Genomic DNA, 12847 nt, shown 5'->3' with positions numbered 1-12847 from the left:
AATCCTTTCTTCAGATCGAAATAACAACATCAAACAAACGCGTCAACTTTATTTAAAACTACCCTTTCTGCACCGCAGTAAATGTTAAACCTTGCCCCTCTTAAAAAACCAATTAGCGTAATACCCGCATCGGCTGCCATTTGCACCGCCAAACCGGATGGCGCGCCAACAGCCGCAACAACTTTGATGCCGGCCATATATGCTTTTTGGATCAGCTCAAAACTTGCCCTTCCGCTCAATAGCAACAAATATTGGTTTAATGGAAACAGGTTTTGCTGCAAAGTTGCCCCGATCAATTTATCCAAAGCATTGTGTCGGCCAACATCTTCCCGGGCCAATAGTAATTTTCCGTCTGCATTAAACAAAGCGCAACCGTGCAAGCCGCCGGTACTGCCAAATATCGTTTGGTTTTGACGAAGCAGATCGGGCAACTGATAAATAATTTCAGATGAAAACCGAATTTCTTTGGATTCAAATTCTGGCAAACGGCATACTGTTTTTACCGCATCAATTGATGATTTCCCGCAAACACCGCAACTGGAAGTGGTGTAAAAATTACGTTCCAGTTTGCTCATGTCCAAGTCTAAGCCTTCCAACAATTCAACCTTGACCACGTTTTCGTGCAAACCGTTGCAATGTTTGATGGAACTGATTTGTGCCGCGTTTTCGATGATGCCTTCGGTAAACAAAAAACCGATGGCCAATTCAAAATCACTTCCCGGTGTACGCATCGTTACCGAAATACTTTTTTGCGTTCTGTGGGAAGAAGTACCGTAACCCAGGCGGATTTCTAAAGGTTCTTCGGCAGCTAAAAAATCTTCGGTGTTGATAATACTGTTTTTATCAACCTTAATTATGGTAAGTGGCGTAACGGCTGATCCGGGCATAACAATATTTGTGTTGAAATACCAACAAGATTAAGCAGGTTATAGTTTGCTATCGAAAGAAAAGTAAAGTCAAATATTTGTTACGGTAAAAGAAGTATGGCGATGATAGAGCAAAAGATCTTAAATGTTATTAATCAACCAGAATCTCACTGTTGTTAAAATCTATACAAACTTTATTATTTTGCAAAAAATCTAATCCAATTACGCCATCATAATCAGATAAAATACCATGAGTTAAAAAATCGTAAACCTGAACATCAAAATTTGTTTTGTTAATGCGCAAACATTTTAAGGCTTCAATTTCATATATTTTAACAATTATAATTTTCTTGCCTGTTTTAAATTACCGGCATATGCAATTGTAACTTTTGAAAAATCATTTGTTTTATCGCGCCCAATGTAGCAAACCTCTTTTTTGTCTTTGCTGTGATAAAGTAACGTTCCACCCAAAATGGTTGTGTTTCGCATTTCCGGGTTTCCAAGTAATAGCCATTCATCCGGATACAATACTTTAAGCTCGTCCATTAATACAAAAGCGGTTTCCATAGGATCAAAAGTTTGTACTACAAACTTACATCATTATCTTTTACTAAAATAATTGTAGATTAAGAGGCTGTTTAAATTTATATCATAAAATTTTACAATGCTTCTTTTATGCCTATAAATTTGGTGTGCCCGAATATTTTAAGGGTACAAAAACCACAAAAAGACAATGAATTTTATGTGGTAAAAGAAGCATGGCAAATAAGTTTAACAAAATTTAAACAAGCTCTATAACTTTCATAAAACCCAATGCTTCTTTTATCGCCTAAAAATAGCTGCTGGTTGCAAAGTTTTGTGTGGCTTTTTTGCTGAGGTAAATGCCCAAAGATAATTCGTGCGAGCCGTTGCCAAAACCGCTAAAGGCGGACATGGAATAATCAAAAGCGTAGCCAATGCGCAATTTGCTGGTGGCAAAAAACTCAACTTGTGCAACTACCGCGTTTGCAGTTTGAAAACTGTTGTTGTACGAATTTGAAAGCAATTTTAAATTGCTGCGGTAGGTTCCGCCAATCCAAAATTTGTCGCCTAAAATCAAAAAGGTGTTCAAATCTAAACTTGTGGCCGAACCGCTTGCATTTTTCAACAAAAACGAGGGTTTGATTTTGGCCTCATCGTTTAGGTAAAACAAAGTGCCGGCAGTTAAATAAAAGTGTGGCTGCGGAACGGGAACGTTTAAACTTTTATCACGGTTAAGGTATTTTGCCACCAAATTATCGGCAGAAAAACCGGCAAAAAAGCTATCGCTGGTATATAAAACACCGGCGCGGGCATCAGGCAAAAGGGTGCTTTGGGTTCCTACCGGCACTACGTTGTCTCCGCTTTGCCCGGCATTCAACATAGAACCGTTAATAGCCGATTGCACAAAACCAACGCCCAAGCCAAGCGCCAAATGATTGGTGCCGCGGTCGCCCATTTGCAAGCGGTAAGCATAATTGGCATAAGCGGCCAGGCTGCTTTGGGCGCCTAATTTATCGTTTGCCAGCAGCAGGCCCAAACCTACTTTTTCGTCGTTTACCGTTCCATCTGCAGCGATACTCAGGCTTTGTGGTGCGCCGGTAACGCCTGTCCATTGCGAGCGGTAAAAGCTGTGCAGGTAAAAATCTTCTTTGGCACCGGCAGCGGCCGGATTGATGTACAAACCGTTAAATATATACTGGCTAAATTGTGCGTTTTGCTGTGCCTTTGCATCAAAAAAGCTAATCACCAAGAAAATAATTGCAATAATTTTTACAGAGTTAAAACTGCTGACCTTCATAATTTACGCTTTAAGCATTGTACGTTTTGCCTGTAAGAGAGGTTGTGTTTAATTAAATTGTGGCCCGCAGCAGAGTGATATAACCTTTATATTCTTCCTGCTCACCTTTGCTGTTTTTAACTTTTAGGCTGTAGAAGTAGGTGCCTTCGTCCAGCTTGTCGCCGGTCCAGTTGTTTTTGTAGTTTTTAGCCTGATAAACGCTTGCGCCCCAACGGTTAACCACAACCAGTTCGTTTTCCTGGTATTGGTCGAGGTCAGCAATGGTAAAATTATCGTTTTTGCCATCGCCGTTTGGTGTAAACACATTTGGGATATTGATGCCGGAAATATCTTTGTAATCTATAGACGTATTGTTGTTTGGATTGCTGTCTGGCTCGGCCGATACTACTTTTACCGTATTTTTTATGGCACCGTGGCGGGTGGCAATGGCAGAGAAACGTAGTTCGGTGTAAGCATTGGCTTTCAATTGATCCATTTTCCAAGTCAGCAAACGAGTGCTGGGGTCATAAGTAGCTTTACCATCAACCGAATTATTTACGGCCACAAAATCTAATGCTGCCGGTAAAGTATCAGTTACGTTTACCTGGGTTGCTATTGATTTACTTTGGTTTTTAACAGTTAAGGTATATTCAAAAGGTTGGTTCGTGATTATTTGTTTACTGTCAGAACCAGCAACAATGGCTAAATCAACCGGGGCATGTGCAACTTCAGTTGGCTTTAACTGTGGTTTCGACATAACATTAAGCGTTTGTTGCATCATAATATCATTTCCGCAGGTACTTTTTCCTGGAATTGTGGCTGTGATTATAACATTGCCTACACCAATGATTGTAGCCATGTTCGTTTTGTTGTCGATACTGACAATACCCGCCGGAGAAGCTGTATAAGTTATTGGCTTTTTTGATTCTGCTGTTAACAGAAATGGGGCATCACCAATTGTTTTATTAGGTAATGGGTTAAAGGTAATGGAGCTTGAAAAAGACTGTACTACAACTTGTATCTCATCAGAAACATCCGAAGCACAAGACTGCTGGTTGAAAGCAATTACTTTATAATTCCCTGCATTGTTGGTATAGTAAGTTTTGCTGGTGGCACCAGCAATAACCTGTCCGTTGCTGTACCATTGGTAAGCTGCTGCATTAGTGCTTGTTGCATTTAAAACAGCATAAGTTCCCTGGCAAATCGTTACCGTCTGGCTGGGGGGAGGCGTAGCTGCAGCCACAAAATTGTTTACAAAAACAACAATTGTGAAAATGAAGGAGGAAATAAAGTAAGGCAATCGGATTAATTTCATAGCTTGTAAGTTGCGTGCTTCTTTTACCACCTTAAATTATTGGCCTACAGAAATTGCTGGTTTGGATGGAACAGGTATCATGTTGATTACTTGCGTTGCTGTCCCTCCGTAATTGGAATTTAAAACGTATGATACTTTAACACTATAAGTGTTATTACCGCTGGTGCCTGTTGGCGTGGTGTAAGTTGCCGCTGTTGCCCCAGTGATGTTTGTTCCGTTCAAAGTCCATTGATACAGATAGGAATAGTTGCTGTTGCCTGCATTAGCAGTTAAAGTAGAAGTACTGGTTCCGTTAGAGCAAATGGTGCCGCTGCTGGCTGCAATAGTTGGGTTTAAAGTAGGCAATACATATACTTTAAAAGGATCAGAAATATCAGATGTACATTGGTTAGAGTTGCTCATTACCAACTGATAAATGTAATAACCGGCACCTGTGGTAGTTTCTTTTAGCGTATTGTCTGTGCCATCTTGTACCAACCGTTTTGTACCAGTATTGTCTAATTTGTACCATTGATACCTAACATCTGTTGCAGTTGTAGTAGTTGAACCTGTTTTTAACGATATAACACCGCCAGAAGCTAAAACCGAACTAACAGCAGAACTGCTGCTTGGCGGCGTTGAACTATTATCGCTTGGGCCGTTTACTGCTACAACTTGTGCATTTGCGTTATAGCTGAAAAATAAACTGATAAAACAAAAAGAGATTAGTGTGTTAAATAATTTTGATTTCATAAGATTCGTTTAGTTTTTTAGTGTTTTAAATATTGATTTTTGTTATTTTAAAGGTTTTTGTAGATCCAAATGCTTATTGTGGTAGTTACTGGTATCAAACTCACAGTTGAGTAAGAAATAGAAGGAACAAGAATTCGCGATTGGCACAAACTTCTATTTTGAAGTGTGTCTATTTTTAGAAACAGTTTGTATTGTATTTTAGCCACAATTTTAATTTTGCAGGCTTCTACGGTACAAGAACTTGAAGGGTTATTTTTTGAAATTATAAGTTATTTAAGCAATAATAAATATTGATTAACTTTTTAAATAATCAATTTCCAAGAGGTTATAATTAAATATTATTTGTGCTTAGTTTTTATTTTAATAGATATAAAATTTATAAATGGAATAAAATTTATCCCTTGAAGCACAAACAGAAGTAAATCTGTCATTAAAGCTTTTTTATGCTTAATTTTATAGAAATACGATTTTTAAAAAATGGATTAGGATTTTGAACATTTTTAAATAAAACAGATTAAATACTTTTTTAACAAATAAATAAGATAAAACAGTTACTGTATTCCTAAAATTAAAAAAACGCTTCAAGTATAACTTTAGCTTCATATTTTTTCTGATTCAAACGTAATACATTCAATTACTGTAAATAATTTATCTAAATTGTTCGTAATTAATATTTAAAAAATAAATTTTAAAATTTTTAGGTCTAGTAAAGATTATAATCAAAAGCAAAATATGTTAACACCTTTTCTACTACTTAATAATAAAATTTTTAATAGGTAAAAAAATTTAGGTTACTATTAACTTTGATTATTCCAGTCGTATTTCATCCTAAAGTAATTCTGCGTATTAAAGCAGTATTTTAAAAATCACCCGTTTTTTAACACATATTTCAACTTGTTTTTGAAGTGTTAAAAGCAGTATTTAATAGATCATATAATGTACACAATAATGCACAGTTGGTTAAACCATTAATAGAACCAATACTGTTTATATGATTTGTAAGATTTTAAAAACCAAATAAATATAACTTATTTATACCTTTTACAAAAGGTTCTTTATTAAAACAAAGTGTATAGAATAAAAAACACAACACTTTTTTTATTTATTATTTAGTAATAAAAGAAGCATTTAAATATTATTTTTAACAATGAAAAAAATAGTACAATTTATTTTTGCATTTATGCTGGCCCTACCTTTAGCTAATGCACAGTTAAAACCGGTATTTTATCAAGACGGAAACCAAAAGCTGTCTGGCTTTGGCATTCGTCCAGAAAACAATACAAAGAAAAAGGCTGGCATTTTAGTTCTCCCAGCCTGGATGGGCATTGATGCACATGCCAAAGAAACAGCCGAAAAACTGGCCAAATTAGGCTATTATGCTTTTGTAGCTGATATTTATGGTGTCGGTAATTATCCAAAAAGCCCTGCTGAAGCCGGAAAATTAGCTGGCTTCTACAAAAAAGATTTTAAAGCTTACCAGCACCGTATTGAATTGGCCATGCAGCAATTGATAAAATCAAGTGCCGATCCTTCCCGGATTGCTGCAATTGGTTTTTGTTTTGGCGGAACAGGTGTACTCGAAATGGCACGTTCCAATTTCCCGGTCCGCGGCGTGGTTTCTTTTCATGGCGGATTAGGAAGAGATGCCGGCAGACCGATAGAACAGATCAAACCGAAAGTTTTGGTTTGTCATGGTGCCGACGATCCGAATGAGCCACAGGCAGAAGTTTTGGCTTTTCAGCAGGAAATGCGCGATAGCAAAGCGGACTGGCAGATGATTTTTTACGGCAATGCTGTACATTCTTTTACCGACCCACATGCCGGAAACGATAATGCCAAAGGCGCTGCTTATAATGAACTGGCCGATAAACGTTCGTGGGAACACATGAAACTGTTTTTGAACGAAATCCTGTAGAAAAAACAACCATTGCAAGCCTAAACTTTTTGTTTAGAAGCATCAAAAGCTTTAAGTAGATTTTATAGCTTTTGATGTTTTTATACCGATAAAAGAAGCATGCTTCTTTTATCGGTATTTTTTCTGGTTAAATTTAATTTTCTACATTTGCAAAAGCAACTTAGTTGCAAAAGCAAATGAAAAATTTAAAATTCAACCAAACCTTGGATAAAGTCGGGATCACGGCTTCCGTGCTTTGTGCCATTCATTGTGCCTTTTTTCCTGTTTTGTTAACCCTGCTTCCGCTGCTTGGGATCGGGTTTTTAGTAAAAGGCTGGGCAGAAATAGCCATGGTTTTGTTTTCGCTGCTGATAGCCGGCGTATCAATCTTATCTGCCTACAAACTTCATCAAAACGTTTTACCGTTGGTTTTGCTGGCTACCGGTTTCAGCATCATTGGCGTAGTTCATTTGTTCCTTCCCAAAAACCTGGAACCATTTATTTTGCCTTTCGGCGGGTTGTCCATCGCTTTTGCTCATTATCTCAACCTAAATTATAAGGGCAGGTGTTTTGTTAAGCATCATTATAAAACACAAATTGTAAACCGTACAAAATGAAAAACCAACAAAACTTTGATGTTGATCAATGATGAATTTTAACCGGTAAAAGAAGTATTAGATTTGTTGGATATGAATAATGAATTTAACGAACTGCTGCAAAAGCACCAGCTTAAAAAAACAACGCCGAGGATTAGTGTTTTATCTGTTTTAAAATCCAGGGAAATGGCAACTTCGCAACCGGAACTGGAAGAAATTATAGGCAAACAGGTTGACCGGGTTACGTTGTACCGTATTTTAAGCACGTTTGAAGAAAAAGGGATCATCCATAAAGTTTTGGGTTTGGATGGGACTGCAAATTACGCTTTATGTTCTGCTTCCTGTACAAAACATGAACACCACGACGAGCATCTCCATTTCAATTGCACAGCTTGCAACCATATTTTTTGCCTTCCGGATTCACACATTCCTACCGTTAATGTACCAAAAGGGTTTAAGGTAAATAGTTTAAACGTATCAGCTTCAGGGATTTGTGATAAATGCACAGTTGCAATCTGATTGGTTTTGATTTATCTATTTCAAAATTTTAATAAAGCAGATGCTTCTTTTAGCACTACTTTTTCAGTCTGCTTTACAACTGATAAGTAAGCGTGGTATAATACAAACCACCAACGGAAGGGCCGCCGAGGTACGAGTAATAATAATGGTTGAACAAATTGCTGGCACCAATTTTCAAATTCAAGGTTTTGATGATGTTGTAATTCACTTGTGCATCAACCGTTCCGTAACTTTTTACGTTGCCGTTCACCAAAAATGTTTGCGAATAATAACTGCTTTGCCATTTATAACTCACGTTGAAACCTAAACTTCGGTACAAATGGTTTCCGCCAAAAGCAATATTGGTGATCCACTGCGGCGTATTAAAACCATCTTCCAAACCATCGTTATTATCGGTTCGCTGCAATTTAGCGTAAGAAGCATTTCCCGAAAAAACAAACTGCTGCAAAAATTGGTACGATAAACCCAAACTTCCGCCATAATTGTAAACCGTGCTGCGCGAATTCGTCCAAACCCGGTAGCGCGACTGCTTGTTTTTATCGTTTAAGTTGATGGCTACAGAATCCGGGTTGGAAGTATTTGGTGTGCTCATCTCTACCTGCGCGATGAAGTTATCGTATTTATTGTAGTAAAAATCCAAATCTAATTTTAGTTTTTGGTTGAAAAACAAAGACTTGTAGCCGATTTCAAACGAATTAATATGTTCGGGTTTGATGTAATCGTAATAATTTTTTACCAGCAAACCTTTTTCTTTTGTAATAGCAGCGTTGGTTGCAGTGCCTTGGTTAAAATCATTTTTAACGGCAGCCTGAAAAGCATCAATCGAACTTTTTAAATAAGAATTTTCTAAAACACCGTTCGACATCACCCGTAAACCGCCAATCCGTTTTACGCCGCCACTGTTTACATTAGAAAAAGCTTCAAAAATACTGGGGAAACGGTAACCGCTTTGAAAAGAAACCCGAAAGTTTTGTTCTTCTATGGGAGAAAAAACAGCCGTAAAACGCGGGTTAAATTTAAGGTTGAAGTAATCATTTCGGTCGGCACGCAAAGTTGCCGTCAGCCGGATTTTGCTGTCCAACAAATCTTTCCCTGCTTGTAAAAAGCCGCCCGTTCTTCCATAGGGAAAAACAGCATTGGGTTTGCTTTTGTCAGGGTTGACAAAATAGTTGCCATCCGGGTCAATGATATAATCGCGGTGATCAAAACCGGCCAGAAAATCAAAACCAGTTTGTTTTTTAAAATCCGAAGAAATAGCTTTGGAAATATCAATCTGGCCTTCTGCATGAAACATTTGATCATTTACCCGCAACGCCGAACCAATATCCCAATTGTTTACATTGGCCAAGGCAGATAAAGCGTTGTTAAAAGCAGCAGTTCCGGGTTGCAAACGGCCTTGGTCTGCAAATTGCCTGGCCGCAATTAAAGCTTGTTGTACGTCTGTTCCGTTCGCCCTTGCCCGGTTAAAGCCGGTTGTAAAATCGGCATACCAGTTGTTATCGGGTTTAAAAGCTTTGTCTTCATTCTCTGCTGCCGAACGCAAGTTGTACGATTTGCCTGTATTTTCTGTGTTTAAATAAGTGCGAAACTGAAAAATCGGGTTCTTGATTTCCAGCGCATGTTGCTGCAAAATATAATCCTTCAAACGAAAACGGTTGGCGCGTTGGTAAATATTGTCAATGTCGGCAAAACGGTAAGTGTAGGTAATATCAGTTTCATCGGTCAGCTTGTAAACCAAACCCAAATCCGCTTTGATGTTTTGCAGGTGATAATCGGTAACTTCCTTTTCGTAATAACCCGTCCGGGCAACCACGTATTGCTTTCCGCCTAAAGTAACCGTTTTCCGGTCAGAAGATTCATTGCCGTAACCACTTGTGGGGTCGTAACCCGGATTGTTAACGCCGCCCGAAATGCCCACGCCAACATTGGCCGAAGCGTTTAAATCCGTCCGGTCATCGGCAATCCAATCGTAACCTTTTGTTAAAGTTCCATTTAGTTTAAAAGCAAAACGGTTGGAAATTTTTTCGGCGATGCGCAGACTGGTTTCTGCAAACAGCTTCGCCCCTGTTTCTGCATCGTTTAAATGGTTTACGCCGGTTTTTTGCTGAACCGTAACGCCGGTACTGGTAAACGGGTTTTTAGTAATGAAATTGGCCAATCCGTTAATGGCGTTTAAACCGTAAAGCGCAGAAGCCGTGCCGGGAATAATTTCTACATGTTCAATATCCAGGTCGCTTGGCCCCATCGCGTTTCCGATTGGCGCACCAATATGCGGGGCTTGATTATCTATGCCATCCACCAATTGCGTAAACCGAACGTTGGTTGTATTGGCAAAACCGCGCGTGTTGATGATGCGGAAACCCAAACTCGGCGTAATCATTTGCACACCTTTTACGTTTTCGAGCGCATCAAAAAAAGAAGGCGCGGCAGAAAGTTTAAAAGCTGAAGTATCAACCCTTTCGATGCTGACCGGCGAACGCAAAATGTTTTCGCTGCTTTTGGAAGCCGAAACCACAACTTCCTGCAAGGCCCGTGTTTTATCAAGCAACGTATCCAATTTCTGTTCGGCATGCTTCTTTTGCTGTGCAACAACTGGTAACCCGGAAACGAGAAAGAAAACAACAGCGGTAAAATTTTTATACATCAACAATCGTTATATTTTTGTAAACATAACGAAAATCAAAATCGTTTTCAGAATCTGTTTAAATATTGTTCAAATATTTTCCATGCTTCTTTTACCACATAAAAATTGTTGTTCTCTTATGATTTTTGTTTTGGCATAAAACCCAAACACAAAATTTATTGGCATAAAAGAAGCATTATAAATTTTCAGGATAGAATTTAAACAGGCTCTGAAGAATCAAAAAAATCAGCAAAAAAAGCGGTTAGGATTTGGGCTGGTTATCCTTCAAAAAATCGTGAAACAGTTTTTGGCAGGAATGAAAAAGCACAATTGCTTTCAGCCCGTTCTCCGTTACAATCGTATTTCCGCCGCCTTTGCCGCCACGTTGCGCCACAATTACCGGCCCGCCCAACTGTTCGTTCATGTGTTTGATCATGTCCCAGGCTTGTTTGTACGACATTTTCATCTGCAAAGCCGCCTGCCGCAACGAGCCGGACTGTTGGATACGTTCCAGCAGTTCTACCCTGCCGGAACCTAAAACCGGCCCGTCTTCAGTTTCCAGCCAAATGCGGCCGGTTAGTTTTAATGGTTTTTTTTGAGGCATAGGTCAGCAGCGAATTTCCTACAAAAAACTCAGACAAAAAATCTGGAAACATTAGTTCTTAAAGCATACTGTTTTTAGCAGGTAAAAATCATCAACAGAAATTTATTAAATGATTACATTTTATTGCGCAATTTAATATTGTGTTAAAACAGATTTTTATACCGAAGCAATTTAACCAACTCTTGCTATCATTGCATTAACTGTTCAACCTGTTACATAGACCTAAGTAAAAACACGATGGAAAAAGTTTCCAAAGCCAATGCGATGCTCCATGCCAAATGCCCGCGCTGCCGCAAAGGCAATTTGTTTAACCACAGCATGTATGGTTTTCATATCCAAAAAATGTACGAAACCTGCCCTTATTGCGGCTTTTTGTTTGAGCAGGAACCAGGTTATTTTTATGTTTCGATGTATGCCAGTTACGCGTTGAACGTGGCCGAAATTGTGGCAACGGTGATTGCAGTTTATACTTTCACCGGTAACATGGATTCGCCCTGGCTGTATATTGGGGTTATTTTTGTGGTTTCGTTTTTGTTGTCGCCCTTTAATTTCAGGTATTCCAGGGTGATGCTTTTGTACTGGCTTACGCCGAGGCAGGTAAAATACCAGCCAGACATCAAACCAATTGCCGAAAGAAACCAAAACAAGCCTCCGCATTAAACCAAAAAGACACCAATTTTTTGCCTATAAAAGAAGCATCCCGAAAAGTAAAATTTCGGGATGCTTCTTTTATAAATTAATGCGAAAGGTGAATTTTTTTTAGAAAACCGGCATCCAAACAGCTTTTAAAGTTCTGTAATGCTGATGTTTTTGTACGACACCTGCCCGCCGTGGTCTTGCAAAGCAATATGCCCTTTCGGATACTTGGCAAAATTTTTCCAGGTTTTAAACTTGCTGTTGTTTACCAGCGTTTCCCATTCCGGGCTGCCCATTTGGGTTTCAACAATCTTTACATTGTTTAAATAGAAAGTTAAATGGCCGTTTTGTTTGCGTATTTTGGCCTTGTTCCACTCGCCTGCCGGTTTTGCCACGTTTTGGGATGGCGCTTTCAGATCATATAATGAGCCGGCCAAATGGTTGTCTTTTTTATTGTCGTCGGCATTTATGTTGTCCAAAACCTGCATCTCGATTCCGGTATCATAAGTGGAATGGAAAGCCGGGTCTTCATGGACATCGAAAATAACGCCGCTGTTTCCGCCTTCAGCAATTTTCCAATCCAAAGAAAGTTCAAAGTTTTCGTATTCCTGGTCGGTTACCAAATCGCCCTGACCTTCTGCTTTTGGGTCAAGCTGAAGTGCGCCGTCTACCACTTGCCACGCTGCCCCAACAGTTGGTTTTAAATAAGTGTGCCAGCCCTCGGTATTTTTGCCGTTAAACAAAAGTTGGCGTTTTTGTTTTTTCTGGGCGTTAACACAAGGCGTTAAAGTGCCAACAATCAACAGGGATAAAAGAAGTTTTTTCATGGTTATCTGGTTTAGGATTCTACGGGCTAATTTGCTGTTTTTTTCTTTCGGATTAAAATCTGTTCAAGGATAAAAATCAGCTTTTGTTATTGAGACTGCAAATTTGGGATTGTTCTATTATTGATGGCCATTTTTTTATCAACGGATATGCTTATTTTGCACATGCTTCTTTTAGGGCATTAAAAAGGGCATCACCTAAATTTCAAACTTTTTCGATGGATATTACTTCTTTTTTGATTGCGCTTTTTTTGGTCCGCAGTATCCGCAGCACTTTGCAAACGTTTCCGCATCCGGCAAAGTGGGATCAATGGATAAAAGGCGGGATGACTTTTATTGTTTTTTTGCTGGCTGCCGGTTTTTTTACACGCAAAGAACACCTGATTGATTGGGTTTGGATTGCAACCTTGCTGGGTTTAATATATGTAGTAGATAAGGAG

The 12847-nt window shown here is 38.8% G+C and carries 14 protein-coding genes; 5 read left to right on the top strand and 9 right to left on the bottom strand.

Annotation, left to right across the window (positions count from 1 at the left end):
* Positions 1 to 29: 29 nt before the first annotated feature.
* The 6 genes from fdhD to Q0192_RS04160 all read right to left on the bottom strand — a co-directional run bounded on the left by fdhD (position 30) and on the right by Q0192_RS04160 (position 4711).
* Positions 30 to 887, bottom strand: a complete 858-nt coding sequence (fdhD, locus tag Q0192_RS04185; protein ID WP_299286523.1) for a formate dehydrogenase accessory sulfurtransferase FdhD — start codon at positions 885 to 887, stop codon at positions 30 to 32.
* Positions 888 to 1017: 130 nt separating this feature from the next.
* A complete protein-coding gene (locus Q0192_RS04180; protein WP_299286520.1) occupies positions 1018 to 1170 on the bottom strand; it encodes a hypothetical protein in 153 nt (50 codons plus the stop codon).
* Between the two features lie 35 nt (positions 1171 to 1205).
* The gene (locus Q0192_RS04175; RefSeq protein WP_299286517.1) at positions 1206 to 1433 is read right to left on the bottom strand and encodes a hypothetical protein; all 228 of its coding nucleotides are present in this window, start codon (positions 1431 to 1433) and stop codon (positions 1206 to 1208) included.
* A 262-nt stretch (positions 1434 to 1695) separates the two neighbouring features.
* The gene (locus tag Q0192_RS04170) at positions 1696 to 2685 is read right to left on the bottom strand and encodes a type IX secretion system membrane protein PorP/SprF (RefSeq protein ID WP_299286514.1); all 990 of its coding nucleotides are present in this window, start codon (positions 2683 to 2685) and stop codon (positions 1696 to 1698) included.
* Between the two features lie 52 nt (positions 2686 to 2737).
* Positions 2738 to 3979, bottom strand: a complete 1242-nt coding sequence (locus tag Q0192_RS04165) for a gliding motility-associated C-terminal domain-containing protein (RefSeq protein WP_299286511.1) — start codon at positions 3977 to 3979, stop codon at positions 2738 to 2740.
* A gap of 36 nt (positions 3980 to 4015) precedes the next feature.
* Complete coding sequence (locus Q0192_RS04160; protein ID WP_299286508.1) at positions 4016 to 4711, bottom strand: hypothetical protein; 696 nt, start codon at positions 4709 to 4711, stop codon at positions 4016 to 4018.
* A gap of 1147 nt (positions 4712 to 5858) precedes the next feature.
* On the opposite strand from Q0192_RS04160, the gene Q0192_RS04155 reads away from it, so the two are divergent.
* The 3 genes from Q0192_RS04155 to Q0192_RS04145 all read left to right on the top strand — a co-directional run bounded on the left by Q0192_RS04155 (position 5859) and on the right by Q0192_RS04145 (position 7720).
* Complete coding sequence (locus tag Q0192_RS04155) at positions 5859 to 6626, top strand: dienelactone hydrolase family protein (RefSeq protein WP_299286505.1); 768 nt, start codon at positions 5859 to 5861, stop codon at positions 6624 to 6626.
* 176 nt (positions 6627 to 6802) lie between these two features.
* Positions 6803 to 7222, top strand: a complete 420-nt coding sequence (locus Q0192_RS04150; protein ID WP_299286502.1) for a MerC domain-containing protein — start codon at positions 6803 to 6805, stop codon at positions 7220 to 7222.
* A 72-nt stretch (positions 7223 to 7294) separates the two neighbouring features.
* On the top strand, positions 7295 to 7720 hold the full coding sequence (locus Q0192_RS04145) for a transcriptional repressor (protein ID WP_299286500.1): 426 nt from the start codon (positions 7295 to 7297) through the stop codon (positions 7718 to 7720).
* 73 nt (positions 7721 to 7793) lie between these two features.
* On the opposite strand, the gene Q0192_RS04140 is transcribed toward Q0192_RS04145, so the two are convergent.
* Together Q0192_RS04140 and Q0192_RS04135 are read right to left on the bottom strand one after the other, a co-directional pair.
* A complete protein-coding gene (locus Q0192_RS04140) occupies positions 7794 to 10364 on the bottom strand; it encodes a TonB-dependent receptor (protein WP_299286497.1) in 2571 nt (856 codons plus the stop codon).
* A 241-nt stretch (positions 10365 to 10605) separates the two neighbouring features.
* Complete coding sequence (locus Q0192_RS04135; RefSeq protein ID WP_299286494.1) at positions 10606 to 10947, bottom strand: LysR family transcriptional regulator; 342 nt, start codon at positions 10945 to 10947, stop codon at positions 10606 to 10608.
* 237 nt (positions 10948 to 11184) lie between these two features.
* Here Q0192_RS04135 and Q0192_RS04130 point away from each other — a divergent pair, with 237 nt between their 5' ends.
* Positions 11185 to 11607, top strand: coding sequence for a DUF983 domain-containing protein (locus Q0192_RS04130; protein ID WP_299286492.1), 423 nt, complete (start codon positions 11185 to 11187; stop codon positions 11605 to 11607).
* A 125-nt stretch (positions 11608 to 11732) separates the two neighbouring features.
* Here the strand turns inward: Q0192_RS04130 and Q0192_RS04125 are convergent, their stop codons facing one another.
* Complete coding sequence (locus Q0192_RS04125; RefSeq protein ID WP_299286489.1) at positions 11733 to 12410, bottom strand: DUF1080 domain-containing protein; 678 nt, start codon at positions 12408 to 12410, stop codon at positions 11733 to 11735.
* A gap of 89 nt (positions 12411 to 12499) precedes the next feature.
* Here Q0192_RS04125 and Q0192_RS04120 point away from each other — a divergent pair.
* The coding region (locus Q0192_RS04120) for a hypothetical protein (RefSeq protein WP_299286486.1) at positions 12500 to 12847 on the top strand (348 nt) is incomplete at its 3' end.

It is taken from the genome of uncultured Mucilaginibacter sp., from assembly GCF_937859865.1.
Lineage (GTDB): Bacteria > Bacteroidota > Bacteroidia > Sphingobacteriales > Sphingobacteriaceae > Mucilaginibacter_A.
The sequence above is the reverse complement of the archived record's forward strand: the minus strand, read 5'-3'. Positions and strand labels throughout refer to the sequence as shown.